The 25,132-nt window shown below is 44.0% G+C and carries 24 protein-coding genes and 1 pseudogene; 14 read left to right on the forward strand and 11 right to left on the reverse strand.

The window, feature by feature from the left end; all coding sequences use genetic code 11:
* A pseudogene (locus tag A3774_RS17045) lies at nucleotides 1-138 on the forward strand (IS4 family transposase); the annotation flags it as partial.
* A 59-nt stretch (nucleotides 139-197) separates the two neighbouring features.
* Here A3774_RS17045 and A3774_RS16655 read toward each other — a convergent pair.
* The 5 genes from A3774_RS16655 to A3774_RS16660 form a co-directional block, all read right to left on the reverse strand.
* Entirely contained in the window at nucleotides 198-368 is a 171-nt protein-coding gene (locus A3774_RS16655) for a hypothetical protein (protein ID WP_156473710.1), read from the reverse strand.
* Between the two features lie 127 nt (nucleotides 369-495).
* On the reverse strand, nucleotides 496-864 hold the full coding sequence (locus tag A3774_RS11960) for a hypothetical protein (RefSeq protein ID WP_067867672.1): 369 nt from the start codon (nucleotides 862-864) through the stop codon (nucleotides 496-498).
* A gap of 60 nt (nucleotides 865-924) precedes the next feature.
* Nucleotides 925-1,644 (reverse strand): tRNA (N6-threonylcarbamoyladenosine(37)-N6)-methyltransferase TrmO, encoded by a 720-nt coding sequence (tsaA, locus tag A3774_RS11965; protein ID WP_067867675.1) that lies wholly within the window; start codon nucleotides 1,642-1,644, stop codon nucleotides 925-927.
* Nucleotides 1,645-1,659: 15 nt separating this feature from the next.
* Complete coding sequence (locus tag A3774_RS11970) at nucleotides 1,660-3,285, reverse strand: Na/Pi cotransporter family protein (protein WP_067867678.1); 1,626 nt, start codon at nucleotides 3,283-3,285, stop codon at nucleotides 1,660-1,662.
* A 92-nt stretch (nucleotides 3,286-3,377) separates the two neighbouring features.
* Entirely contained in the window at nucleotides 3,378-4,067 is a 690-nt protein-coding gene (locus A3774_RS16660; RefSeq protein WP_075107966.1) for a ComF family protein, read from the reverse strand.
* 113 nt (nucleotides 4,068-4,180) lie between these two features.
* On the opposite strand from A3774_RS16660, the gene bioB reads away from it, so the two are divergent.
* The 7 genes from bioB to A3774_RS12010 all read left to right on the forward strand — a co-directional run bounded on the left by bioB (nucleotide 4,181) and on the right by A3774_RS12010 (nucleotide 10,046).
* Entirely contained in the window at nucleotides 4,181-5,224 is a 1,044-nt protein-coding gene (bioB, locus tag A3774_RS11980; RefSeq protein ID WP_067867681.1) for a biotin synthase BioB, read from the forward strand.
* A gap of 81 nt (nucleotides 5,225-5,305) precedes the next feature.
* Nucleotides 5,306-6,460, forward strand: coding sequence for an 8-amino-7-oxononanoate synthase (gene bioF, locus A3774_RS11985; protein ID WP_067867684.1), 1,155 nt, complete (start codon nucleotides 5,306-5,308; stop codon nucleotides 6,458-6,460).
* Complete coding sequence (bioH, locus tag A3774_RS11990; protein ID WP_067867687.1) at nucleotides 6,460-7,227, forward strand: pimeloyl-ACP methyl ester esterase BioH; 768 nt, start codon at nucleotides 6,460-6,462, stop codon at nucleotides 7,225-7,227. Before bioF ends, bioH begins: the two co-directional genes overlap by 1 nt.
* A 5-nt stretch (nucleotides 7,228-7,232) precedes the next feature.
* Nucleotides 7,233-8,042: a malonyl-ACP O-methyltransferase BioC gene (bioC, locus tag A3774_RS11995; RefSeq protein WP_067867826.1), complete on the forward strand. Its 810-nt coding sequence runs from the start codon at nucleotides 7,233-7,235 to the stop codon at nucleotides 8,040-8,042.
* Nucleotides 8,043-8,732 (forward strand): dethiobiotin synthase, encoded by a 690-nt coding sequence (gene bioD / locus A3774_RS12000; protein ID WP_067867691.1) that lies wholly within the window; start codon nucleotides 8,043-8,045, stop codon nucleotides 8,730-8,732. It begins immediately after the preceding gene.
* 81 nt (nucleotides 8,733-8,813) lie between these two features.
* Complete coding sequence (locus tag A3774_RS12005) at nucleotides 8,814-9,065, forward strand: hypothetical protein (RefSeq protein ID WP_067867694.1); 252 nt, start codon at nucleotides 8,814-8,816, stop codon at nucleotides 9,063-9,065.
* Nucleotides 9,066-9,143: 78 nt separating this feature from the next.
* The gene (locus A3774_RS12010; RefSeq protein ID WP_067867697.1) at nucleotides 9,144-10,046 is read left to right on the forward strand and encodes a putative metalloprotease CJM1_0395 family protein; all 903 of its coding nucleotides are present in this window, start codon (nucleotides 9,144-9,146) and stop codon (nucleotides 10,044-10,046) included.
* 109 nt (nucleotides 10,047-10,155) lie between these two features.
* On the opposite strand, the gene A3774_RS12015 is transcribed toward A3774_RS12010, so the two are convergent.
* From A3774_RS12015 to xseA, 4 genes are all read right to left on the reverse strand, one after another.
* Complete coding sequence (locus A3774_RS12015) at nucleotides 10,156-10,926, reverse strand: alpha/beta fold hydrolase (RefSeq protein WP_067867700.1); 771 nt, start codon at nucleotides 10,924-10,926, stop codon at nucleotides 10,156-10,158.
* Nucleotides 10,927-10,982: 56 nt separating this feature from the next.
* Nucleotides 10,983-11,609 carry an FKBP-type peptidyl-prolyl cis-trans isomerase gene (locus A3774_RS12020; RefSeq protein ID WP_067867704.1) on the reverse strand — a complete coding sequence of 209 codons (627 nt, stop codon included), beginning with the start codon at nucleotides 11,607-11,609 and terminating at the stop codon, nucleotides 10,983-10,985.
* A 69-nt stretch (nucleotides 11,610-11,678) separates the two neighbouring features.
* A complete protein-coding gene (locus A3774_RS12025; protein ID WP_067867829.1) occupies nucleotides 11,679-12,512 on the reverse strand; it encodes a M23 family metallopeptidase in 834 nt (277 codons plus the stop codon).
* Between the two features lie 5 nt (nucleotides 12,513-12,517).
* Nucleotides 12,518-13,876, reverse strand: coding sequence for an exodeoxyribonuclease VII large subunit (xseA, locus tag A3774_RS12030; protein WP_067867707.1), 1,359 nt, complete (start codon nucleotides 13,874-13,876; stop codon nucleotides 12,518-12,520).
* A gap of 228 nt (nucleotides 13,877-14,104) precedes the next feature.
* Here xseA and guaB point away from each other — a divergent pair, with 228 nt between their 5' ends.
* The 5 genes from guaB to A3774_RS12055 all read left to right on the forward strand — a co-directional run bounded on the left by guaB (nucleotide 14,105) and on the right by A3774_RS12055 (nucleotide 22,543).
* Nucleotides 14,105-15,574, forward strand: a complete 1,470-nt coding sequence (guaB, locus tag A3774_RS12035) for an IMP dehydrogenase (protein ID WP_067867710.1) — start codon at nucleotides 14,105-14,107, stop codon at nucleotides 15,572-15,574.
* Nucleotides 15,575-15,668: 94 nt separating this feature from the next.
* The gene (gene guaA / locus A3774_RS12040) at nucleotides 15,669-17,249 is read left to right on the forward strand and encodes a glutamine-hydrolyzing GMP synthase (RefSeq protein ID WP_067867832.1); all 1,581 of its coding nucleotides are present in this window, start codon (nucleotides 15,669-15,671) and stop codon (nucleotides 17,247-17,249) included.
* A 1,023-nt stretch (nucleotides 17,250-18,272) separates the two neighbouring features.
* Nucleotides 18,273-19,256, forward strand: coding sequence for a TAXI family TRAP transporter solute-binding subunit (locus tag A3774_RS12045; protein WP_067867715.1), 984 nt, complete (start codon nucleotides 18,273-18,275; stop codon nucleotides 19,254-19,256).
* Between the two features lie 159 nt (nucleotides 19,257-19,415).
* Nucleotides 19,416-22,043 carry a TRAP transporter permease gene (locus tag A3774_RS12050; RefSeq protein ID WP_067867719.1) on the forward strand — a complete coding sequence of 876 codons (2,628 nt, stop codon included), beginning with the start codon at nucleotides 19,416-19,418 and terminating at the stop codon, nucleotides 22,041-22,043.
* Between the two features lie 71 nt (nucleotides 22,044-22,114).
* Nucleotides 22,115-22,543, forward strand: a complete 429-nt coding sequence (locus A3774_RS12055) for a universal stress protein (protein WP_067867722.1) — start codon at nucleotides 22,115-22,117, stop codon at nucleotides 22,541-22,543.
* A gap of 374 nt (nucleotides 22,544-22,917) precedes the next feature.
* Here A3774_RS12055 and A3774_RS12060 read toward each other — a convergent pair whose 3' ends face one another.
* Both A3774_RS12060 and A3774_RS17050 read right to left on the reverse strand, forming a co-directional pair.
* Nucleotides 22,918-23,796, reverse strand: a complete 879-nt coding sequence (locus A3774_RS12060) for an MBL fold metallo-hydrolase (protein ID WP_197468066.1) — start codon at nucleotides 23,794-23,796, stop codon at nucleotides 22,918-22,920.
* Between the two features lie 361 nt (nucleotides 23,797-24,157).
* Nucleotides 24,158-24,325 carry a hypothetical protein gene (locus tag A3774_RS17050; RefSeq protein ID WP_231867981.1) on the reverse strand — a complete coding sequence of 56 codons (168 nt, stop codon included), beginning with the start codon at nucleotides 24,323-24,325 and terminating at the stop codon, nucleotides 24,158-24,160.
* A 306-nt stretch (nucleotides 24,326-24,631) separates the two neighbouring features.
* On the opposite strand from A3774_RS17050, the gene tadA reads away from it, so the two are divergent.
* A complete protein-coding gene (gene tadA / locus A3774_RS12065) occupies nucleotides 24,632-25,132 on the forward strand; it encodes a tRNA adenosine(34) deaminase TadA (RefSeq protein ID WP_067867728.1) in 501 nt (166 codons plus the stop codon).

Raw genomic sequence — 25,132 nt, forward strand, 5'->3', positions numbered from 1 at the left:
AAAAAGGGGTGGACCGTACAGAGAGTAATGCGGATTCTTCAACTAAGCTTATTTGAACGAAAAGCTCTGAAAGAGTTGCTAAACCCGTCACCGCCAGAGCGACAAAAAAGGGACCCTCAGATGAGGATCCCTTTATGATTAAAAAATTGTGGGACAGCAGTGCCGTATACGGCCTTTTTTATTATAAGCTGATGAGGTTAACGTTGTTGAGAGTGAGATAATAAACCGATAAAAGCATCAGCATACCAGTGAGATGCACTGATGAGGTCATTCACTGATTCTGATTCGAAAACCCGCTCAAGATAGTATTCATACAGTGCGCTGGATTCTTCGAAAAAAGTTTCTACATGGCCAATATCGTAATTCATAGTCACCTCAATTGTTAATTAGCTTAGCTCCTTAAATCATTCCGTGGTAAGAAGGTATGGGGTAAAGTGATCCCCTATTTTACTTTTCTCTTATACTTTAGTCAAAATTGATCTAGATCAATGTTTGTTAAAGACTTTTTTCTAGTAAGTGCTTTTTTTGTTCTTCACTAAGGGAGTCTATAGGCTGGTCGGTAAGTGATTCCAACATTTCATTCAATAATGGCGCGCATTGATCGCCTGAGTTGAGCGCATTGTCGATGAGCTCCCCAATTGTCATCTCAGGTTCGTGACCAAGTGCTTGCTGGTCATCCATACACTGTAGATAGTTTTTGATGTAAGCACTGCTTATCTCACCTTTCTCATCAACGATACTCGGAAGCTGGAAGAGCCATTCCTGAAGTTGCTCCGTGAGTTCTTTTCCTTCCTCATTCGCTGTCGCATACTGGCATGTGGTAAGTAGTAAACCTGTTATAAATAGCTGATATAGATATTTCATCGTCACTCCTTTAAAGCATAAGTATATCTTAGTATGGGGGAGCTGAAGCCGGTCTGAATATTAGGCTTGCCGTGTAACTTCAATTAGATCAACGTAGATATGCTCATCGGTGATTCTGAAACGGATATTAAGGTCATGTAGTTTTACACCATAGGATTTGTCAGGGTCATTTTTTTTATAGGCAGGGCGGGGATCACAGCGGAGTAACTCTGTTATTTGCTTCTTGATAGGTTGAGCTAGACGCCTCTCCTCTGTTGTGAGAGTAGAGAGTGCGCTTTCGGAGAAGAAAATGGTCTGTTGTAAAAGCTGTATATTTTCGGCAAACGGAAAACTTGCTTCAGGTAAGCTATCCGAATAGGGGAGGTAAGGTTTTATATCAAGAATAGGTGTTCCATCGAGGAGATCGGCTCCACTAATGAACAGTGTGATGCAACCCTCTGTAATTTTAATATTAATTAATTTTACCGGAGATAATCCGATTGGATTAGGTCGAAAAGGCGAGCGGCTAGAAAAAACGCCTATACGTTTATTGCCGCCTAACCTAGGTGGGCGAACGGTGGGTTTCCAGCCTTTCTCTAGGCATTCGCTAAAAACGAATAAGAGCCAAATATGGCTACAGTTTTCTAGTCCTTTAACTATTTCTTGAGTACTAAATTCCGGAAGAAGAGTAATGCTTGATGTTACTGTTTCTGCAAGTCCGGGTTGCCTTGGGATCCCAAACTTCTCTTTATAAGGACTATTTACAACGGCAATGGGTTGGAATGTATAAGTATCTTGCATCGATGGTTATGTCTTTTATGGGTTAATAACTGAGTCACGGGATTGCATAGGCGTTAAGCTACTCCAAAATCTGGCTGCTTTCTCAACCTGTTCTGATAATCTGTGAATATGACTTAAAGCGTCGAGAAGTAAGATACTCTCTTGAGGATCTAATTTTCCTGCGATATTACTTTCTAGGATATGAGATTTAATATTCTGATACTTGTTTTCTAATTGTTTAATCAGCGTACGACTTTCCATGCCTGACATGTAGACATTATCTTTTATTTCGCAACTATCAATTAACTCAATGGTACTCTGCTGATAATCATGTATTAACTCTCGGATAGATCTATTAGAGCCTTGTTCGAGAACGTCATAGTATTTCGGCATGAGTGCAGATAGTCGAGCAATCTCACTATAATATCGTGTAAGGCGCATCGCGGATGGCAATATTTCGCTGATCTCTTGAGTTAAATTTCTCTGTGCTATTTTTTGGTTATATTCGCCGATCTTATCATTGAGCTGTTGAGCGCTGTTCATCAGTGCAGCCAGCTTAGATGTTTCTGATGTTTCCGCACTAATAGCGGCTTTTGCCATTTTTGCTGTTAGTACGCTTACTCGGCTTAATTCACTTTTCATTGCCTCCACGGCTAAAGCGGGAGAGGATAAAATTGTTTTATCAAGGAATCTAGGTTGACCAAAGCTTTCTTCTTGTGAGCAAAAACGTTTATTGAGAAAACGTTCTAAATGGTCGGTCAGTGGCCATAAAGCAGCGACACCTATGAGGTTAAATAGGGTATGAAAGCCTGCTAACAGGATGACTAGGTTAAGGTTATTTAAATCACTATTAATAATGCCGGCTAGGAGTACTAATAAGATAACGCCAATAAACCCCGTTATAAGATTAAAAATAACATGTGCGGCGGCAATTCTTTTTGCGTTAGAGGTCGCGCCAATCACTGATAGCATCGCTGTTGAAGTTGTACCTAAGTTTGCGCCAATGACGAGGGCGCCGGCTGAGGCTATAGGAATAGATCCCGCGGCGGTTAAAGAGAGAGTTATCGCCATGGCTGCGGAAGATGATTGCATAAGCAACGTTAAAAAGAAGCCTGCTAATACGCACATTATTAGGCCTGTTGCTGAATTGCTCATCTGATCAAGAGGTAGATAACTATCTAAACCATCAAAAGCATTTTTAAGATAATCGAGGCCAATAAAGAACAGGCCGAAACCTGCTATAGCCATACCGAAATGACTGCTTTTACGTTCTCCACCGGTTAATTTTAAAAACATACCTATAGCGACCATAGGCAGAGCAAAAGCACTGATATTAACTTTGAAACCGATCAGAGCGATCAGCCAACCCGTTATAGTTGTGCCAATATTACAGCCATAGATTAGCGTAATGGATTGTCTTAACTTTAGAAGCCCTGCATTTACAAAACCAATTGTGGCTACTGTAACTGCACTTGATGACTGCACTATAGCGGTGATAAGAATGCCGGAAGCTAACCCCCTAAGAGGGGACTCGGTTGCTGCTTGTAGGGCTTTTTTCAGACCTTGGCCGGCGGCTTGCTGCATTCCAGTAGTCATTAAATGCATACCGAGAAGGAACAAGCCAATTCCTCCAGCTAAATCACCTAACAGTCCGAGCATCATAAGTAGCAACACCTCAAGTGAATAAGCTTAATTGTTGTTCTAAAGAAGAAAATAATCAATGGAGCATGGCCGTTGTTTATTGATCTGCTGAGTTATTTAGGTGTTCGTGCTATCACGAGCACATCAATGCGCTCTGTGCCGGCTTTTATTAATGTTTGTGCTGCGGCTTCTAATGTAGCCCCAGTGGTCATTACATCATCGATCAACATTACATATTTATAATGGTTATCTTTAGCTTGAAAAACATTACGTTGGTTTTTTAATCGTTCACTTCTTTTTAGCTCCATCTGCCGGCGGGTTGATTTTTTCTTCTTTAGTAGCTGTGTATCAACTTTAATCTTTAGTTTTTTCCCCAATTCAGCTGCTAAAAGCTCGGCTTGGTTAAAGCCCCGTTTATAAAGGCTGACTTTATGCATAGGGATAGGAATTAGGGCTTCGACAGTTGTAGGTAATGAGTAATGTTCCAATAAGAGTTGTGCTAAATGGCCTATGTATTGTGTTTTGTTGGTATATTTTATTTTTCCTATGAAGTGGTCGATGGGAAATTGATAAAGGAAAAGAGCATTTACTTGAGTAAATGATGGTTTTTTCTTAAGGCATTGGCCACAGATTGCATTTTCTGGGGCGTTGGTGAGAGGAAGTGCACAGATACTACATTGAGCGTTGAGCCAAGGAAGATCTTTTTTGCATGATCCGCAGATTCCGGATCGACTATTACAGGGCTTTAAGCATAGAATGCATAGATCAAATAATGACCTGTAGTTAACTTTAGTTAATTTCATAGGTTGACAGTTCCTTCTGTCAGGATAGAATTACGCTATTAAGCAGGCAATAGCCTGTCGAGCGTTGAAGCATCTTGCTTCATGATCGTTATTTTCCGGGGGATACTTCTAAGATGCAACAGTTAGGTGCAATTCGTCATAATTGGACAGAGGCAGAGGTAAAATCACTGTTTGAGCTGCCTTTTAATGATTTGATGTTTAAAGCGCATACCGTACATCGGGAGAACTTTGATCCGAATGAAGTGCAGGTGAGCACGCTTCTTTCAATAAAAACAGGCGCTTGTCCTGAAGATTGTAAATATTGCCCTCAGAGCGGTCATTACAATACCGGGCTTGAGAAAGAGCGCTTGATGCAAGTTGAACAAGTGATTGAAAAAGCGAAAAAAGCGAAAGAGACAGGCTCGACACGTTTCTGTATGGGAGCGGCCTGGAAGCACCCTGCAGATAAAGATATGCCTTATGTGATTGAGATGGTTAAAAAGGTTAAAGAACTTGGTTTGGAAACCTGTATGACCTTAGGCATGTTGGACGAAGGTAAAGCAGAGCAGCTTGCTGATGCGGGTTTGGATTACTACAACCACAACCTTGACACCTCTCCAGAATTTTACGACAAGATTATTACCACACGTACCTACCAAGATCGGTTAGATACACTGCAAAATGTGCGTGATTCAGGCATGAAGATCTGTAGTGGTGGTATTCTAGGTATGGGTGAAACAGCAAAGGATCGCTATGGCCTGTTGATGCAGCTGGCTAATATGCCGGTACAGCCAGAAAGTGTGCCTATTAATATGCTGGTAAAGGTCGCTGGTACGCCCTTAGAGAACGTAGATGATCTTGATCACCTTGATTTCATCCGCACCATCGCTGTTGCTCGTATTATGATGCCAGCGTCTCATGTGCGATTGTCTGCAGGGCGTGAACAGATGAGTGATGAAACTCAAGCGATGACCTTCTTCGCTGGGGCTAATTCCATCTTCTATGGTGAGTGTTTGTTGACGACGCCAAACCCTGAAACCCATCGCGATCTTCAGCTATTCCGTAAATTGGGTATTAACCCTGAACAGCGTATTTCTGATGCGGATGATACACAGGAAGCTGCTATTCTGAATGATTTGCAGAAGCAGAACGATAGTCAGCACTTCTACGAAGCCTAAACCCGTTATAGAGATCAAATTAAGAGCAGAGCCTTCTGCTCTTAATTCACTTTTCAGATCTATGCCTACTAGAGATCGACTATGTCTTTCGATGATTTATCTGCTGAGCTTGAGTTAAGAAAGCAACAATCCCTTTATCGCAGCCGCCGTACACTACAAACAGCTCAGCAACCTGTAGTGCAAGTGGATGGGCGTGAGTTTTTAGCTTTCTGCTCTAATGATTACCTAGGGTTAGCGAATCATCCTGAAGTGATCAAAAGTTTTCAGCAGGCGGCTAATAAATACGGCGTAGGTGGTGGTGCCTCCCATCTAGTGAATGGTCATAGCCAAGCGCATCATGATCTGGAAGAAGCGTTGGCTGAATTTACAGGTCGCCCAAAAGTGTTGCTGTTTTCAACGGGTTATATGGCCAATATTGGTGCGGTCAATGCGTTGCTTGATAAACGTGATGCTGTTTTGCAGGATAGATTAAATCACGCCTCTTTACTGGATGCTGGTTTATTAAGTGGAGCCCGCTTTCAGCGTTATCTACACAACGATGCGAATAGCCTCGATAGTAAATTAGCTAAAACTGAGGCGCGGCGTAAATTAGTAGTAACGGATGGTGTCTTTAGCATGGATGGCGATGTTGCTGATCTGCCAGCTATCTCCTCTGTTTGTAAAAAACACCAAGCTTGGTTGATGGTGGATGATGCCCATGGCTTTGGCTGTTTAGGTCAGCAGGGCGGTGGCTGTGCTGAATACTTTTCGATGGCTGAAGATAGTTTGCAGGTATTAGTGGGGACTTTAGGTAAAGGGTTTGGTACCGCAGGTGCTTTTGTTGCTGGCTCTGAAGAACTGATTGAAACCCTTGTGCAGCATGCTCGAACTTATATTTATACAACCAGTATGCCGCCCGCAGTGGCTGCCGCTACGCTGACCAGTTTGCGATTACTTAAGCAGGAGACTTGGCGCCGAGAAAAACTAACGGCGTTGATCAAACAGTTTAGAGCGGGCTGCTCAGAACTAGGGTTAACACTGATTGATTCTCCAACACCGATTCAGCCAATCATGATAGGTGAGTCGGCTAAGGCGATGCAGATAAGCAAAGCCTTAGAAGAAGATGGAATCTTTATTGGTGCTATTCGTCCGCCAACAGTGCCTCAAGGTAGTGCTCGTTTACGCGTAACGCTAAGTGCTGCACATACGGAAGAACAGGTAAATCGCTTACTACATGCCTTAGAGAAGGTAAGCTAATGAGCCTTTATGTCGAGCGTTATGAAAATAACGGTAAACCTGAGTTGGTCTTGTTGCATGGCTGGGGTATGGATAGCCAAGTCTGGGGTGCTTTTGCGGAGCAGCTTTCTAGCTCTTTCTCCCTAACGTTAATTGATCTGCCAGGGTTGGGGCGTTCAACCGCTTTTCCTGAGCCTTATACAGCTGATGCCGTTGTTGAGCTATTGGGTGAACATGCGCCAAAGGCTGCTGCGTGGTTAGGTTGGTCTATGGGTGGGCAATTGGCTATTGAATTTGCCGCTAGGTATCCCGAGCGAGTTACGTGCTTAATTACGGTAGCTTCATCCCCTTGTTTTGTGCAGCGTAGTGATTGGTCTTGTGCAATGGATGAAGAAACTCATGGTCAGTTTGAACAAGCGCTAGAGGTCAATGTAAGTAAAACGCTTCAGCGCTTTATTATGTTGCAAACTCAGGGGGCTGAGGCAGGGCGCGATACCTTGAAAAGCTTAAAGCTTATTCTTAAGAATCTAGACCATACAGGAGCAAGAGAAAGTCTTCAGCTATTAAGGGATGATGTGCGAGATCAACTGTCGAACCTATCTATGCCGATCATGCAGTTATTTGGTGAAAAAGATCTTCTGGTTCCATCCGAAGCTGCGCAGGCGTGTGAGCGGTTATCAAAGGGCCTAATTAAAGTATATGAAGGTGCAGGTCATCTGCCTTTTTATTCGCATCAAGCTGAAGTCGCTGCTGATGTTACTCAATTTGTGCAGGAGTCGATAGCTTAGTGGATATGCTGATCGACAAACAAAAAGTAGCTAATTCCTTTAGCCGTGCGGCCATGACTTACGATAGTGTTGCTGAACTGCAGCGTGATGTAGGGCATGCGCTGATGGCACATCTCCCTCAAACATTAGGAACCGCGTCCGTACAACGTGTTATGGATCTTGGTTGTGGGACGGGATTTTTCTCACCAAAGCTAAAGCAGGCATATCCTGAAGCAGAGCTATTGAATGTAGATTTAGCATTTGGAATGTTGCGCTATGCCCGTGAAGAAAGAGCGATTCCTGATGCTAACTGGATATGTGCTGATGCGGAACATCTTCCTTTTGCTAATAATAGTATGAGCCTTGTTTTTTCAAGCTTAGCGATTCAATGGTGTGCGGATTTCTCAGCATTAATGACAGAGATTGAGCGGGTGTTAGCGCCTGGCGGGCAGTTTGTATTTGCAACTTTAGGGCCTTCCACACTTTGTGAATTACGTCGTGCATGGGGCGAAGCAGATTCTTATACTCATGTTAATCAATTTCTTTCTTCAGATGAACATCTTGTTGTAGTGCCTGAAAACCTCAAGGTTAAGGTTTTTGATGAGGAGTTGCGCGTATTACGTTATCCGCAATTGAAAGGTTTAACCGATGAACTAAAAAGATTGGGTGCGCATAACATGAATGCGGGCCAGCAGGTTGGTTTAACCGGTAGAGAACGGGTGAGACGTTTTAAAGCGGCTTATGAAGCGCAACGTTTAGCAGATGGTTCTATCCCAGCAACCTATCAAGTTTACTATGCGGTGTTTGAAAAAACTTTAGTGGAGCAATATTCATAAATGGCTAAGCAAACCTATTTTGTTGCAGGTACAGATACAGATGTTGGGAAAACAGTAGCTGCGGCAGGATTGTTAGCAGCGGCTAATAATCAAGGGTTAGCCACTATAGGGTTGAAGCCTATAGCGGCCGGTTGTGAGCGTACAGAGGAAGGGCTTAGGAATAGTGATGCGTTGTTATTACAAAATACGGCATCTATTAACTTGCCTTATGAACAAGTGAATCCTTTCTCTTTTGAGCCGCCTATTGCCCCGCATATAGCTGCGATTGAAGAAAATAGAATGTTAAGCGCCGACAGAATCGCTGCGCTGTGCCGTGGTGCGTTAATGCAGCCGGCGGATTTTGCTATTGTTGAAGGAGCTGGTGGTTGGCGGGTTCCGCTAAGCGACCGAGAAACAATGGCCAATATACCTAAACAGCTCAAGATTCCTGTGATTATGGTGGTGGGTATTAAGCTGGGCTGCATCAATCATGCTCTATTAACTGCTGAGAGTATTGCGAGAGATGGTCTACGATTGGCAGGATGGATTGCCAATGCCGTCAGTCCTGAAATGTCATGTTATAAAGAGAATGTTGCCACTATAGCGACGATGTTGCGTGCTCCTTTAATTGCAGAAATTCCTTTTTTAGAGAACCCTTCTCCAGAGAATGTGGCTCAATATATTGAGATTGATAAATTACAGACTCTATAATTTGATCAAAAAGTGACCATTGGCTTTCTATGATCTATAATGTTTCTTGATATGTAGATTTGAACAAGCGGAGGTGTCAGCATGAATGTAACTAATGCGATGCAATCTGGTTTTATAGGACTTAATCGCGGTTTAGATAATGCCCCAAGGGCCGCGAGTGATGTAACCGGCTCAGGTAAACCTGATGAGGTGGAACAGGCATCAGGTCGAAAACAGGACGAAGCGGTTGTTGAGTCGGCTGGGGGCGCGTCTGTAGAGGCTGCTGCCACTAAAGTCGTGGGCGAGGTTGAAGAGTTAGGTCAACCGGGATCAATAATTAATATACGTGTGTAATGAAGTGATTCATGGAAGGAATCAGAACTAATGTGAAGTGTTCTATGCTTTGCTTAATCGAGGATAAGGGGGCTGCTTATGCAAATTATCAGTTCTAGTAATTCTCAGGCATTGAATGCCCCATCCACATCTATTGAGCTTCGCTTCCAAGAAGCTCAAAGAGTTCTGTCGTCAGTGGCGAACCTATCTGCTCAGGAGGAGTTATCCTCTAGTCGTTCTGAACTTAACCGTGATCGAGTTACTTTATCCGCTGAAGCGAGTGCTTTATCTCGTCTTGCCGGCTCTACAGAATTGGATTCCGGTGATGGGGAATTGGTTGGTCTAGAGTCAAGCGCTGTTACTCATGCTGCGGGTAGTTCCCAAGATCAAAAAGAGATAGAAGAGCAAGAGTTAGAAATTAGCCGTGAACTTGCTGAACGTGATCGTGAAGTGAAGGCTCATGAACAGACCCATGCTTCGATTGGTGGGGCCTATGCTTCAGCGCCGAGTTACACTTATGAGCGAGGCCCTGACGGTAGGATGTATGCGGTTGAGGGTGAGGTGAAAATTGATACATCCCCAATCCCTAATGATCCAGAAGCGACCTTAGAAAAAGCTGAAGTGATTCAGCGAGCAGCGTTGAGTGTTTCCGAGCCTTCATCTGCTGATCGTGCTGCAGCGGCTGATGCGCGAGCTATGGCTGTAGAGGCCCGGATGGAAATACTTCAGCAGGAGCGAGAGGATGAAGTGGCAAAAACAGAACAAACATCAGATGCTAACGAGGATAATAGCGAAGATACTAAGTCTGCAGGTGATGTTCTTCGCGAGTTAAGGGATGAAAGTGCCGCACGTTCGGAAAGCTCTGCAGAAGCGTTGAGTGACTACAATGACCGAATCAATGAGATTAATAAGCAGCTAGCAGAGATTAACAAAAAGTTAGTGGATGCGGGTGTGTTCCAGAAGTTATTCCCCGAAGGCTCTCTGCTTGATAACCAAGTTTAATGAGATCTGCCTATCTGTTGCTTGTATCTATTAGCATTTCAGAATTTATTCTTTAGAAATTGCCCCGCCCTTTTTGGCGATGTTAGTCGTTAGTTTGTATGCAAGTTGCTCATGTGTCTGGTCTAGTTAAATAATTTAGAGCAAGCTTTGAAAATTCAGCAGGTTTTTCTGCGTGAGGGTTATGTCCAGATCCCATAACTACTTTGTAGTTTGCGTGAGGAAAGAGCTTTAGTAACGCATCTCTATGGGCTGGCAGCATATAGTCTGATAATTCCCCTTTGATAAATAACACTTCAGACTCAAATGGTTTTCCATCAGGTGCTGCGCAGATATTACTGTATTGATCATGCAGTGCATCCAGATTCATTAACCATGCAAATTTATTATCTTCTGTGCGATACAGGTTTTTAAGTAAAAATGCGCGTGTGCCAGGATCATCCACATGTTGTGCTAACTGTTTGTTTGCATCACTTCTTGATGCCAAGTTAGCCAAGTCAATGGCATACAAACCTTCAAATACGTTTGAATGATGGGGAGGGTATTGTATCGGTGATATATCAACAATAATGAGTTTATCAATAAGCTTTGGATAGTTTAGAGCCAGTTGCATAGCTGTTTTTCCACCCATAGAGTGGCCAATGACACTGACTGTGCTGAGCCCGAGATGATCAATTAGCTCTACAATATCTTCAGCCATTAGAGCATAGCTCATCTCATCTGAATGAGGGGAGCTCCCATGATTACGAAGATCGACAGAGATAACCTGAAAGTGCTGTGATAAACGTTTGATCTGACCGCCCCAGTTATCCATCGTGCCGAGTAAGCCATGAAGAATAATTAAGGGAGCACCTTCGCCGTACAACTTATAATTTAAAATCATTATTTAATCTCACTCATTAAAAAAGCGGCCGAAGCCGCCTTTTATGATAATGGAAATTACAGAATTTCTAATAGTTCCACATCAAATACAAGAGCAGAATAAGGTGGGATTCCACCTGGAGAGCCCTGTTCGCCGTAGGCAAGGTTATAAGGGATGTATAATTTCCACTTAGCACCTTTGTTCATTAGCTGAAGTGCTTCAGTCCAGCCAGCGATAACGCCGCCAACAGGGAATTCTGCAGGCTGACCACGATCGTAAGAGCTATCGAAGACTTTGCCATCGATGAATGTGCCGTGGTAGTGCGTGCGTACTTTAGATTCACGAGTAGGTTTTTCACTACCTTCTTCGCCGGCCTCAAGAATTTCATATTGAAGGCCTGATTCAAGAACAACTACACCATCGCGTTTGGCATTGTCTGTTAGGAAGGCTTCGCCTACTGCAGAAGCTGCTTTTGCTTGTTCTTCTTGCTGAGCGCGCATACGTTCATTAAGTACGTTAAATGCTTCTTGGATTTCGCTGACTTCAACTCGCATACCTTCGCCATGAACAGCATCAGCAATACCTGCTGAAATGGCAGCAATGTCCATGCCTTCAAAGGGTTGCTGTGCTAATTGATCGCCCATCTGGCGACCAATGCCGTAACTTGCTTTTTGTTCTAGTGTTTCTAGTTGTACATCAGACATGAATTAAGTCCTACTAGGTTCTAAAAAAAACGAGCCTTCAGGCTCGTCCTAAAAATGTGTATTAAAAAATTATGGTGCTAAAAATAATGTGGGGTCGACCCGTGTATTATTCAAGCTTACGCTCCAATGAAGATGAGGTCCGGTTACACGTCCTGTCTTTCCAATCTCACCTAGCTTGTCGCCAGTGGATACTTTATCGCCAATTTTCACATCAATTTTACTCATATGGCAGTACATAGTGGTTAAGCCTAAACCATGATCAATAATTACAGTATTACCATTAAAGAAATAACTGCCAGTATCTACCACTGTACCGGCACTAGGGGCTGTTATTGGGTCCCCTTGAGGTGCTGCGATATCTAAACCGCTATGGGGGTTTCTGGGTTGTTTGTTAAAAAAACGCTTCAAACCGAATGGGCTGCTATAAGGGCCTTTGGCCGGAAGGGCAAATTGAGTAATGGGACTGGAAGGCTCGCTCCAGTTTTTAAATGCAGCAACCATTTTTGCTTTTTCTGTGCGCCAGCGCTTAATATCTTCTGGGTTAGGCTCAACGTGACGTTTGTTTTTTACCGTTAAGTATTGCGCTTTGTATTCTTTATCTTCTATTTGAAAATAGAATGACGTTGCATTCGCTCTGAGGTGCTGCTTTTGATCATGTTTAGCGCTCAGAGGTATGCCTGCTATAGCGAGCCAATCACTCTTTTGTTCATATTTTGTACCTTGGCTAGGGATAACCATAACGCGATTTCCTTTATACCAAGCGGAAGGTGCATTGGTACTCTCAAGGCCAGTAAGGGGGATAATAGCTACACCCCCAGGGACTCGGCTTTCTTGTGGAAGTGATTGTGCATAAGTCGCAAGGCTTATAAAGCAAAGGCTAATAAATAGTATTATTTTTTGCATGATCATTATTCCGTAATTACTTCATCTACGCGGCAGCGTAAACGTCCTTTATAGAGTTGGCTTTCAATAACATCGCCTTTTTGGGTGGTGGATGCATCCTGTATGACGGTGCCATGTTCATCTTTAACAATAGCGTAACCTCGCTCTAATGTAGCGAGAGGACTGACTGTATTCAGTTGTGAAGATAGGGAGCCTAGCTTAAAGCTCTTTTGTTGCAAAAGCGTGTGGACCGATTGGGTTAGGCGCTGCTGTAATGAATGGATCTGCTCCTCTTTTAGAGGCAGTAGTTTAGTTGGTGATAGGGCTTTTACTCTAGATAAAAGCTGCTGTTGTTGATGTTTTGCATTAATGATTTTAGCGTTAATCCCGTTGAGTAATTTTGCTTCTAAATGATCTAAGCGTTGTGCTTGCTCGTTTAGTTTCTGTCCTGGGTGGCGTAAACGTGTTTTTGAGTGCTGAATACTGAGGGCGGTTGTTTTGAGCTTTTGCTCAATATGACGAATTAAACGCTGCTCTAATAACGCTAATCTTTGTTTAAGTTGATGTTGATCAGGGCTCAGCATCTCAGCCGCTGCAGAAGGAGTGGGAGCCCGTGTATCAGCTATGAAATCTGTAATAACCACATCAACTTCATGGCCGACTGCGCTAATGATCGGTATGTCACAGTCAAATACGGTTCTTGCAACGTCTTCTGTATTAAATGCCCATAAATCTTCGAGTGAACCACCGCCACGGCCAAGGATTAAAACATCACAGGTTTGGTGGACTTCAGCTAGAATGATCGCTTTGCAAATCTGCGCCGGTGCTTCATCCCCTTGAACTGAGGTCGGGTAAATCGTTATTGGGAGTCCGGGAAAACGACGTTTTAAAACGGTCAAAATATCGTGAACAGCAGCCCCAGTGTTTGAAGTGATAATACCTATGTGGGATGGATGTGCTGGGATAGGCTTCTTATGTTTGCTATCAAATAACCCTTCAGCTTGTAACTTAAGCTTTAATTCTTCAAACGCTGCTTGTAAAGAGCCACTACCACTCGATTCCATAAAATCGCAGATCAGCTGATAGTCCCCTCTGCCTTCATATAAGCTGACTTTAGCTCTTACAACGACCTTATCACCTTGCTTCGGCGCGGGTTTGATCAGTTGGTTGCGATTTTTAAACATAGCGCAGCGGACTTGAGCTTTGTCATCCTTGAGTGTGAAATACCAGTGCCCCGAACTAGGGCGGACGAAATTCGATATCTCTCCCTCAACTTGGATCGTAAGGAATGAGCGCTCGAGTAAAGTGCGTGCTTGCCTATTGAGTTCTGAAACACTAATGGCATGTATACGACGCGTATTTGTTGGGTTTGTTTCAGTAAACATGAGCCTATAGTAAACGAAGTTGAAGGCAGGATGCAGTAGCTAATAATAAGTTGTTTGGAAATAGATTGTTTTTTATGGCATTAATTGGTGCGAAAAAAATAATTCGATCTATAGTTGTGCTCATTAGCCCTGTTTTTAGCGATAGAGTGCAACTTTTAGATTGAGACAAAAGGCTAATTTCTGTATAATTTTGCGTCTAAATTTATTCACTACACAGGCTGGCAAATAATGTTGCGAATCGCTGAGGAAGCTCTCACTTTTGACGATGTCTTGCTGGTTCCGGGCTACTCTGAAGTACTGCCTAAGGATGTTTCACTGAAAACTCGCCTCACAAAGGAAATTACACTTAATATTCCTTTGGTATCTGCGGCAATGGACACAGTGACTGAATCAGGTCTTGCTATCGCTATGGCGCAGGAAGGTGGTATCGGAATCATCCATAAGAACCTGACGATTGAGCAACAGGCTGCAGAAGTGCTGCGTGTTAAAAAGTACGAGGCAGGGGTTGTAAGTGACCCTGTTACTTGTCGTTCTGATATGACGGTAGGTGATCTACGTCAGTTATCTGCATCTGTAGGCTTCTCGGGTTTTCCTGTTGTTGATGACGGTAATCTAGTCGGTATCGTAACTGATCGTGATTTCCGTTTTGAGCATAAACTTGATGCTTTAGTTGCGACGATCATGACACCTAAAGATCGTTTAGTAACGGTTGAAGAGGGTGTTGATCCAGATAACGTAAGAAATCTGCTTCGGAAACACCGTATTGAAAAAATATTGGTTGTAGATAAAAGCTTTAAACTTTGCGGCATGATGACCGTCAAAGATATGAATAAAGCCCAGTCACATCCTAATGCTGCTAAAGATGCTAAAGGCCGCTTAATCGTTGGCGCTGCGGTAGGTACAGGTCCAGAAACCCCTGATCGTGTAGCTGCGTTAGTGGCTGCGGGTGTTGATGTGATTATTGTCGATACAGCTCATGGTCACTCAAAAGGTGTTATCGACCGTGTAGCTTGGGTGAAGAAAACATTCCCTCAGGTTCAGGTTATTGGTGGTAATATTGCCACTGCAGCAGCAGCGATCGCGCTTGCTGATGCGGGTGCGGATGGTGTTAAAGTGGGTATAGGCCCAGGCTCTATCTGTACGACACGTATTGTGGCAGGTGTGGGTGTTCCGCAAATAAGTGCAGTTGCTAATGTGGCTGAAGCTATGGCTGAGCGCGGTGTACCTGTTGTTGCAGATGGTGGCGTACGTTTCTCTGGCGATCTTGCTAAAGCGGTTGTTGCTGGTGCATCAGCTATTATGGTTGGATCTATGCTTGCGGGTACGGATGAGGCGCCAGGTGAAGTAGAGTTGTTCCAAGGGCGTGCGTTTAAATCATACCGTGGTATGGGATCGCTAGGTGCTATGGGTCAGTCTACAGGTTCATCTGATCGTTATTTCCAAGATGCATCTAAAGGTGTTGAGAAGCTTGTTCCTGAAGGCATTGAAGGTCGTGTGCCTTGTAAAGGGCCAATGGGTGGTGTTGTGCACCAGCTAGTTGGTGGTTTACGTGCCTCTATGGGTTATACCGGCAGTGCGGATATCGAGACAATGCGTACAGAACCACAATTTGTTCGTATTACAAACGCAGGTATGAACGAAAGTCATGTTCATGATGTAAGCATTACCAAAGAAGCACCTAACTACCGCGTTAGTTAATTTAATAAACTCTAGAAAATGGGCGGAGTTCATGACTTTGCCCATTTTTTTTTTGCAGACATATAAACTCTGTAAAGCATTGAGATCAAATGTTATGACCAAAGATATTCACGCTCAACGGATTTTGATTCTAGATTTTGGATCGCAGTACACACAGTTAATTGCACGACGTGTTCGTGAAATTGGCGTTTATTGTGAGATTCGTGCATGGGACATGACTGAAGAAGAGATTCGAGAGTTTGCACCAAAAGGTGTGATCTTAGCGGGTGGACCTGAATCAGTTACTGAAGGTGATTCGCCTCGTGCGCCGGACATTATTTTTGATCTTGATGTGCCTGTCTTAGGTATCTGCTACGGTATGCAGACCATGGCTGAGCAGCTAGGCGGTCAAGTTTCAGCTTCAGATAAGCGTGAGTTTGGTTATGCTCAGGTTCGTCTGGAAGATAGCCCTAGCCGATTATTAGAAGGGATCGAAGACCATTTAGCCAACAATGGGTCATTGTTGCTAGATGTATGGATGAGTCATGGCGATAAAGTCACGGAGTTACCCGAAGGCTTCTCTGTTATCGCTGCAACAGAATCAGCGCCTATTGCTGCTATGTGTAACCCGACTAAACACTTTTATGGTGTGCAGTTCCACCCTGAAGTAACCCACACAAAACAAGGCGGGCGTATTCTTGAGCGCTTTGTTGTCGATATCTGTGGTACTGAAGCGCTTTGGACATCAGCTAATATCATTGCTGACCAGATTGAAAAAGTACGCGCTCAAGTTGGCAGTAACAAAGTGCTACTTGGTTTATCGGGTGGTGTTGATTCCTCTGTTGTTGCTGCTTTGTTGCATAAAGCGATCGGCGATCAGCTTACTTGTGTCTTTGTTGATAACGGTCTATTGCGTAAGCAAGAAGGCGATCAAGTTATGGACATGTTTGCCAAGAATATGGGCGTTAAGGTCATTCGTGTTGATGCGGAAGATTTGTTCCTTGGCCGCTTGAAAGACGAAAATGATCCAGAAGCTAAACGTAAAATTATCGGTAATACCTTCATCGAAGTCTTTGATGAAGAAGCTACCAAGCTGACTGAGGTTAACTTCCTTGCGCAGGGTACGATCTACCCTGATGTTATCGAATCGGCTGCTGCGAAAACAGGTAAGGCTCATGTGATTAAATCACACCATAACGTTGGAGGCTTGCCTGACGATATGAAGATGGACCTTGTTGAGCCACTGCGTGAACTGTTTAAAGATGAAGTTCGTAAATTAGGCCTAGAATTAGGTTTGCCATACGATATGGTTTACCGTCATCCATTCCCAGGGCCTGGTTTAGGTGTGCGTATCCTAGGTGAAGTGAAGAAAGAGTACGCTGATATTCTACGTGAAGCGGATGCAATCTTCCTTGAAGAGTTACATAAAGCCGATTGGTATCATAAAACCAGTCAAGCTTTCGCTGTGTTCCTACCGGTTAAATCGGTTGGCGTGGTTGGTGATGGCCGTCGTTATGAGTATGTTATCGCGCTGCGCGCGGTTGAAACCATTGATTTTATGACTGCCCGTTGGGCACACCTGCCTTATGAGCTGCTGGAAACTGTATCGGGTCGTATCATCAATGAAATCGCGCACGTGTCTCGTGTAACTTATGATGTAAGCTCTAAACCGCCTGCTACGATTGAGTGGGAATGATTTCCTAAGATAGAAGTTAAGCACTACACAACAATTAAGTCCGCGTAACAGCGGACTTTTTTTTTAAGTCTTTTCTGCGCATGTGGGGCTTATAGCATAAGCTAGCCATCTAAACTTTAGAGCAACCTATAGCTTGAAGTCACTCAGAGGAATTCTGGTACTGAAGGCAATCAGTTTTGTGCCGTGCCTAATCAGCTATTTGACAAAAAATATGCCACTGCACTTACGCGTGCTTCTATGGTGTGAGCGTTCGGTTACGGCAATCTAGGGCTGGTACGAGATCATTCTTTAGTTTCCATACGTAATCGATACGAGTAGTCCAAATTTAACTGGTGCCCCTAAGCTGTTACAACAATAACATTCGCCGATTAGCCTCAGGGTGATCCCGAGGAGACGATGATCGTTATTGGTCTCTTCCGCCGCTAATTTGAAAGACTTAAATACAATGGTTCAATTTATATCTCAGCACCCGTTGGTAGCTCAAAGATTAAAACAGATTGATTTAAGATCGCTGACTATATTTTTTGATCATGATTGCGAAGCCTATTTTGAGCGGCAACAATCGAGTTTTTTGACAGGAAATATGCCAAGCCCTCAGCCAAGAATAAAGTTCAAAAGCAGTAACTGTTCACATTATTGAAAATAATGGTGAATAATAGCTATTATAATCGCGCAAAAAATAGAGTTAACTAATATTAGCTTGATAGTCTCGGAAATAACCTTTCTATTTTTACAAAAGCCAAAATGCCTTGCTAGTTGTGTGTGTTGTTTCCTATCAAGTATCGTTAATTTCGTGCACTCGTCGCACCGAGTGCTATATTAATAGTAATAGGTTAATTTTATGTGTATCTGCGGTTCGCGGGTTATATTGAGATCGTCGTCGATAATCCGTGGATACGGTATTTGTGCTTAATGTTGGGATCAATGACATAAAAATAACGACAAGGTTTTTATCTTGTCTTACATAAGGTAGAAAACAGTCGGTTACACCGACCTTGAATATAACTATAAAGGATGCAAATGATGAAGTTGAAGAAGTTATTTACTAACACTGTGGTTGCTGCTGGTATAGCGATTGGGGTTCAAGGTGGCGCAGCTGTTGCTGCTCCTCAAGCATCTTATGTGACTATTGGTACTGGTGGTCAGACCGGCGTCTATTATGTAGTAGGTCAGTCCATTTGTCGTTTGGTTAACCGTGGTAACAAAGATCATGGTATTAAGTGTACCGCGCCATCTACAGGTGGTTCGATTGCGAACCTGAATGCCATTCGTGCGGGTAACCAAGATATGGGTGTGGCCCAGTCTGACTGGCAATACCACGCTTACAATGGCTCTAGTAAGTTTTCTGAACAGGGTGCTAACAAAGAGCTTCGCGCGGTATTCTCTGTACATCCAGAACCATTTACTGTGATTGCTCGTGCCGATGCTGGTATTAAGAGTTTTGACGATTTAAAAGGTAAACGGGTCAATATAGGTAACCCCGGTTCTGGCCAACGTGGCACTGTGGAAGTGGTCATGAAACGTAAAGGTTGGACCATGGATGACTTCAAGCTTGCTTCAGAATTGAAGGCGTCTGAGCAATCTCAAGCGTTGTGTGATAACAAAGTCGATGCGATTATCTACGCTGTTGGCCATCCTAACGGTTCGATTAAAGAAGCAACGACTTCATGTGATGCAGTATTGGTACCGGTTACAGGTCCTGAAATCACGAAGTTGATCGATGATAACGCTTTTTACGCTGAGGCGATTATCCCTGGAGGTATGTATAACGGTAATGATGCCGATACCACGACCTTTGGCGTAGGTGCGACCTTCGTTTCTTCAACCAAGGCTGATCCGGAAGTGATCTATCAAGTGGTTAAGTCTGTGTTTGATAACTTTGACCGGTTCAAGCGTTTACACCCTGCCTTTGCCAATCTTGATCCCGCTAAAATGATCAAAAATGGTCTGTCTGCTCCACTACATGAAGGCGCTGTACGTTATTACAAAGAACGTGGCTGGATGTAAGTAATACACCCCTGACCGGCGGCTCCGCCGTCTATTTCGACTATCCTAGGATGTTCCTGGGATAGTCTTTTCTCAGTTCTGGCGTGACCTTTGGGCTTTGCTGGAGCGCACTAATATTTACCGGCGGTAAACGCTGGGGGTGTTGGATCGGAGAGTATTATGACTGAACTGAATTCAAAAGAACCGACTAAACTCAGCGAAGCCGAGCTCCAAGATTTAGTGGCGTCGACGGATAGTGGTGCCCGAGATCCAGAAGGCATTCAACGCTTTTTACTGTTGGCTGCTGCACTGTTTTGGTCGCTATTTCAATTGTGGATCGCCTCGCCGTTACCATTTTACGATTGGCCGTTGGTCGGCAGTTTTGGTGTTTTCAATGATACTGAAGCGCGTTCGATTCATCTTGCGTTTGCCGTATTTCTTGCTTTTATGGCCTACCCCGCCTTAGGTGGCTCTCCCCGTGAGCGGGTGCCTTTACCGGATATGGTAATGGCGATAACGGGTGCTTTTTGCGCGGGCTATCTGTTTATCTTCTATGTCCAAATATCGGATCGTCCGGGCTTGCCGACGACACTGGATATTGTCGTGGCCATTGCCGGCGTGATTCTCTTGCTGGAAGCCACTCGACGTGCACTTGGACCACCACTCGTCGTCGTCGCATCCCTATTTTTGTTTTATACCTTTGCCGGCCCCTATATGCCGGAAATCATCGCCCATAAAGGCGCGAGTTTGAAGGAAGTCGTTAATCACCAGTGGATCACCACCGAAGGTGTGTTTGGTATTGCACTGGGCGTGTCGACCAGTTTCGTTTTTCTATTTGTTTTATTTGGTGCTTTGTTGGACAAGGCCGGTGCCGGTAACTATTTCATCAAGGTCGCCTTTTCCCTGCTAGGGCATCTACGTGGTGGCCCTGCCAAAGCCGCGGTTGTGGCTTCAGGTATGACGGGGCTGATTTCAGGTTCCTCCATTGCTAATGTGGTTACCACGGGTACGTTTACTATTCCAATGATGCGCCGCGTGGGTTTCAGCGCGGAGAAAGCAGGTGCGGTCGAAGTGGCCTCATCGGTTAATGGTCAGATTATGCCGCCAGTGATGGGCGCTGCTGCGTTTTTGATGGTTGAGTATGTGGGCATCTCTTATGTGGAGGTGATCAAGCATGCTTTTCTACCCGCATTGATCTCTTATATCGCACTGGTGTACATCGTTCACCTTGAAGCGCTTAAACAGAATATGTACGGCCTGCCTCGGCGCAGCGCTGCGAAGCCTTGGATGGCGCGTTTGATGGGGGTGTTAATTGGATTCTTTGCTACTGCTGTAGTGTCATTAGTGGTCTACTACGGTATTGGCTGGATCAAACCACTGTTTGGTGAATATGCGAGTCTGGTAATCGGTGTATTGTTATTGATTGTCTATGTGTTGCTGGTGCGTTTCTCGTCTGGTTACCCAGATCTCGAGCTAGATGATCCAAATTCTGATGTGGTGGAGCTGCCAGAAGTTGGGCCGACCGTTAAATCGGGTTTGCACTTTATTCTGCCTGTTATTGTGCTGGTTTGGTGTTTGATGGTAGAGCGCTTATCTCCAGGATTGTCAGCGTTTTGGGCGACTATGTTAATGATCTTTATCCTGTTGACGCAAAAATCTCTTTTTGCGTTCTTCCGTAATGAGGGGGGGCTTGGTCGACAGTTTAGGAAAGGCTTTAATCAGCTGGTCGACGGTTTAATCGTTGGTGCGCGCAACATGATAGGCATCGGCATTGCAACGGCGACTGCCGGTATTATCGTAGGTGTGGTATCGCAGACAGGTGTGGGTTCTGTATTAGCGGATCTAGTTGAAGTATTGTCGATGGGTAACCTGCTGTTGATGCTCGCCTTGACGGCCGTACTTAGTTTGATTTTGGGCATGGGCTTGCCGACCACGGCCAACTATATTGTGGTGTCATCTTTATTGGCACCCGTAATAGTGACTTTAGGTCAAGAGTCAGGCTTGATTGTGCCGCTGATTGCTGTGCATCTATTCGTGTTTTACTTCGGCATCATGGCCGATGTAACACCTCCGGTAGGACTTGCTTCTTTTGCCGCGGCGGCGGTATCCGGTGGTGATCCGATCCGTACGGGGTTTGTCGCATTCTTCTATAGTTTGCGAACCGCTATTTTACCGTTCCTGTTTATATTCAACACTGACCTATTATTGATCGACGTGAGCTGGTGGCAGGGCATTATTGTCTTCGTGGTTTCGACTGCGGCGATCTTGCTGTTTACTGCTGCAACTCAAGGACATTTTTTGGTGCGTAATCGGTTACATGAAACGGCGTTATTGATTCTTATAGCCTTCTCTCTATTTCGTCCAGGTTTTTGGATGGACATGGTGGCTCCACCGTTCCAGACGGTAGCCGCTAGCGAATTAATGAGTGATAGCTTGGATCTGCCTAATGGCGCTGAACTGAGGCTGCATTTGATCGGTGAAGATGATGTTGGTAATCCACGGGATTTTGTCGCGCTGTTTGAACTTGCTGAGGGGGCGAATACTCAGGAACGCTTGGTGAATGCGGGTCTAGAACTGGCGGATATTGATGGCAAGGTGGTAGTGGATATGGTCGGCTTCGGCAGTCATGCAGAGAAAGCGGGTTTGATGTTTGATCAGCAGATAGGGCAGGTGGAAGTACCGAAGGGGCAGCCCCCTAAGGAGCTTATGTTTATCCCTGCTTTGTTATTGTTGATACCTGTCGTGCTATTTCAGCGCCGTCGTCGCCGGGTTAGCGGTGGTCAGGCTTCGACTCTAGCAAATACTTAATCCAGATTCGAGGTGCCTTCTAGTAAGGACCTCGGTTTAGATGGCCATACTTTTTGGTAAAGGAAGGACTCATGTTTAAGCAAATTATTGTTCCGGTGGATATCGAAGAACCGTCTTTTTCTGATCAGGCGATCGAACTGGCATTACGTGAACTCGATAGCGAGGGATGTATCCACCTGATGACTGTGATTCCTGGGTTTAACTCGCCACTGGTGGCATCTTATTTCAAAAAGTCGGCCATCGAGAAAGCCCATGAAGCCGTGGAAAAACAGCTACAAGCACTAGCGCAGGAAAAGTTACCACCAGAGGTGGATCGAACACTTTCAGTACATCAGGGTAATCCGGCCGAACGTATTATCAAGCATGTTAAACGTTGTAATGCCGACCTTATTATTATGACGGCGCATCATCGCAGTAAGGTCGATCATGTGTTACTGGGATCAAATTCCGCACGGGTTGTTGAACGTGCAGGTTGCTCGGTATTGGTGCTACGTTCTTAACGCTAAGTTATTGCTCAGGTTTTTTGCTTAGTCAGCAATAAGTGGTCACTCATGTTATGAATGTAAGGGTGCGTAGTAGCTAGTTTAGTTGTGTAAAATAACGGCGCTTACCTATTAATGTGACAAGTATTTCACTCTGCTCAAAGTATCATCCACGATAGCGGATGTTGGCACAGGGATAAATGTGTTTTGGCGTGAATATGTTAGTCAAACCATACCTAATAGCGAGTAAAGAGCGAATCACTGATTTCTAATTTAATTTCGTGGTCGTGATTGTATTAAAAAAGCGGATGTATCAGGTTTTTTATGAGAAGTTTGCCGCTGTGATGAATAAAGGGGATCTGCGCATGTCTATTGAGCAGATCCCTTTTTAATCACTTAATATCAGGTCTCCAGCCCATACCTGATTCTTCCATTAAACGTTCGTGAACGCCTTCTATATTTAGCGGTAGCCATTGATCAAACTGTTTTAAGTCGCTGTAATTTTCTAATTGTACGCTTTTTTTTATCTCATCTAGACTTTTACCTTCATGAATACCGTTGATGACGGCGTCATAAAGATCTTGCAGATAATTAAGGTAGCGTTGAACGTCAAATTTATTACCAATGTCGGCATGTCCGCCAACAAAAGTATCAAAATCAAGATCCAGTACTTGTTGAGTAGAGTTAATCATACCTTGAATATCGTAACTCCAAAGTTTCTGCCAAGGCATTCGGCCTATGACAATCCAATCGACAATAAACAGTAGCTTTTCAGGTTGGAAGAGCATACTAATGGAGCCGCGGCCATCGTTAGGTCCATGATATCTCAGCTCAATTGTATGGCCTCCTAAAGAGATCAACATATCATCTTTAAAAGTCACATCAGGGATAACCGTATCAGCTTTTGTTATTTTAATATCCTGTGCGGCTAACTCATGAGCAATAAAAACAGTGTCAGGATCATCAAAAACTTTTGCACCGTAGATATGGTCACTGTGGTTGTGACTGTAAATAACATATTTGATAGGTACGTTAAAAAGCCTTTTTATCTCGGCTTTTAGCCAGGTAGCGGCTTTTGGATTCAGGGGGTCTGTCAGGACTATTCCTTCGTTTGTTACTAGAAATACAGAGCGGTGCCTATCGTCGATAAAACGATAAATATCACCTTGTATGTGTTCGATTTCATACTCATCAGCTACTGCCGTTGAGCTGATGAAGGACAAGCTCAATATTAATAGAAAGGTGATTAATGGGTTTTGTGTTTTCATCATAAAACCTATTTCAAGTCTATGTTAACTAGCGTATTGCCATGGAATGTTAATTATCCCTATGGCAATACATTGAGTATTAATTTTGCGAGGTAGCTGTTGTTTTTGTTTTTTGAGGGATTGTGCACAATGTGTCCCACTCTCTTAACCAATATAGGGCTAGGCAAGCCGCAAGCATGGGCCAAGCGGTAAAAAATAGTAGGTGATCAAAAGGTGCCATATATTGTTTGTAAGGGGAGAAGGTTGAAAAAGCGTGAATGATTAAGACGATAGCGTAGGTCCAACGGCGCCAAAGGCCAACAACAAATGCCAAAATAAGTAATAGTTCTAATGAGCCAACGCTATAAGAAAGGTTATGGGTGAGCTAATCGATACCGTAAAAGTTGTTAAGTACTTTACTGGCGTGGGCTGGATTAACGAACTTGTCGAGTGTCCACATTAGTAACACTACAAAGATGCCTAAGCGTAACAGCAGCAATGAACGTGATAAGGGTTTTTGCAGGGAGTCGGGTATAGGGGGCTGGGAGGTCATTGAGAGTTTGCCTATATAAAATAATGTATGTGTTACTCGTTTAATCCATATAGCTATATGGGACGACCAAGCGGTTAGTGCTAAATTTCTCTAGTTAGGCATAGACTACGAAGCCTTAGATAAAGTTCCATTGCTGCTTAATTTACTAGCTAGGCGAGCTGATAAATAAAAAAGAGGTTTGTGAGAGATGCTGACTTGGTTGATGTTAGCTGAGTCAGTCGGTTTGTTTCTATAATGAAAAGATAGCCTTAACTTGTTTACAATAAGTTAGGTTTTTACGTAGATAAAGTTGAGGTGGTCATAGGAATGAGTGGGCGTGCAGAGCAAGATCAGTTATGGATGCATGAGGCACTAGCATTAGCAGATCATGCTGAAAATGCAGGAGAAGTTCCGGTGGGGGCAGTAGTCGTCTTAAATGGTGAGGTTATAGGAGAGGGTTGGAATCACCCGATTAGTGGCCACGATCCTACGGCTCATGCTGAAATTATGGCATTACGAGATGCGGCTTCCCGTATTGGTAACTACCGATTAGTGGGGGCAGAGCTCTATGTGACAATTGAACCTTGTACTATGTGTGCGGGTGCTATTGTGCATGCACGGATAAGTCGTGTGATATATGGGGCAAGTGAAGATAAAGCGGGTGTTGTTGATAGTAACTGCCAGTTGTTTCAGCAACCTTGGATTAATCATAATGTAGAGGTGACATCTGGTGTATTAGCGGATACGTGCCGTCAAAAAATCAGTGCCTTTTTTCAGCGCCGCCGCGAAGAGAAAAAAGCTGAAAAATTAAGTAGAAACACGGGTTAG

Origin of the sequence: Neptuniibacter marinus, from assembly GCF_001597725.1 — a bacterium.
In the GTDB taxonomy this organism is placed as follows: Bacteria; Pseudomonadota; Gammaproteobacteria; order Pseudomonadales; family Balneatricaceae; genus Neptuniibacter; species Neptuniibacter marinus.

Excerpts from the sequence above, each read along its gene's own strand:
- bioC (WP_067867826.1), top strand. The coding sequence starts at position 7,233 with ATGCTGATCGACAAACAAAAAGTAGCTAATTCCTTTAGCCGTGCGGCC.
- A3774_RS12045 (WP_067867715.1), top strand. The coding sequence starts at position 18,273 with ATGAAGTTGAAGAAGTTATTTACTAACACTGTGGTTGCTGCTGGTATA.
- guaA (WP_067867832.1), top strand. The coding sequence starts at position 15,669 with ATGACCAAAGATATTCACGCTCAACGGATTTTGATTCTAGATTTTGGA.
- A3774_RS11960 (WP_067867672.1), bottom strand. The coding sequence starts at position 864 with ATGAAATATCTATATCAGCTATTTATAACAGGTTTACTACTTACCACA.
- A3774_RS12055 (WP_067867722.1), top strand. The coding sequence starts at position 22,115 with ATGTTTAAGCAAATTATTGTTCCGGTGGATATCGAAGAACCGTCTTTT.
- A3774_RS12060 (WP_197468066.1), bottom strand. The coding sequence starts at position 23,796 with ATGATGAAAACACAAAACCCATTAATCACCTTTCTATTAATATTGAGC.
- bioH (WP_067867687.1), top strand. The coding sequence starts at position 6,460 with ATGAGCCTTTATGTCGAGCGTTATGAAAATAACGGTAAACCTGAGTTG.
- A3774_RS12050 (WP_067867719.1), top strand. The coding sequence starts at position 19,416 with ATGACTGAACTGAATTCAAAAGAACCGACTAAACTCAGCGAAGCCGAG.
- A3774_RS12005 (WP_067867694.1), top strand. The coding sequence starts at position 8,814 with ATGAATGTAACTAATGCGATGCAATCTGGTTTTATAGGACTTAATCGC.
- bioD (WP_067867691.1), top strand. The coding sequence starts at position 8,043 with ATGGCTAAGCAAACCTATTTTGTTGCAGGTACAGATACAGATGTTGGG.
- A3774_RS12010 (WP_067867697.1), top strand. The coding sequence starts at position 9,144 with ATGCAAATTATCAGTTCTAGTAATTCTCAGGCATTGAATGCCCCATCC.
- A3774_RS12015 (WP_067867700.1), bottom strand. The coding sequence starts at position 10,926 with ATGATTTTAAATTATAAGTTGTACGGCGAAGGTGCTCCCTTAATTATT.
- A3774_RS12020 (WP_067867704.1), bottom strand. The coding sequence starts at position 11,609 with ATGTCTGATGTACAACTAGAAACACTAGAACAAAAAGCAAGTTACGGC.
- bioF (WP_067867684.1), top strand. The coding sequence starts at position 5,306 with ATGTCTTTCGATGATTTATCTGCTGAGCTTGAGTTAAGAAAGCAACAA.
- guaB (WP_067867710.1), top strand. The coding sequence starts at position 14,105 with ATGTTGCGAATCGCTGAGGAAGCTCTCACTTTTGACGATGTCTTGCTG.
- xseA (WP_067867707.1), bottom strand. The coding sequence starts at position 13,876 with ATGTTTACTGAAACAAACCCAACAAATACGCGTCGTATACATGCCATT.
- A3774_RS11970 (WP_067867678.1), bottom strand. The coding sequence starts at position 3,285 with ATGATGCTCGGACTGTTAGGTGATTTAGCTGGAGGAATTGGCTTGTTC.
- tsaA (WP_067867675.1), bottom strand. The coding sequence starts at position 1,644 with ATGCAAGATACTTATACATTCCAACCCATTGCCGTTGTAAATAGTCCT.
- tadA (WP_067867728.1), top strand. The coding sequence starts at position 24,632 with ATGAGTGGGCGTGCAGAGCAAGATCAGTTATGGATGCATGAGGCACTA.
- A3774_RS16655 (WP_156473710.1), bottom strand. The coding sequence starts at position 368 with ATGAATTACGATATTGGCCATGTAGAAACTTTTTTCGAAGAATCCAGC.
- bioB (WP_067867681.1), top strand. The coding sequence starts at position 4,181 with ATGCAACAGTTAGGTGCAATTCGTCATAATTGGACAGAGGCAGAGGTA.
- A3774_RS16660 (WP_075107966.1), bottom strand. The coding sequence starts at position 4,067 with ATGAAATTAACTAAAGTTAACTACAGGTCATTATTTGATCTATGCATT.
- A3774_RS12025 (WP_067867829.1), bottom strand. The coding sequence starts at position 12,512 with ATGCAAAAAATAATACTATTTATTAGCCTTTGCTTTATAAGCCTTGCG.
- A3774_RS17050 (WP_231867981.1), bottom strand. The coding sequence starts at position 24,325 with ATGACCTCCCAGCCCCCTATACCCGACTCCCTGCAAAAACCCTTATCA.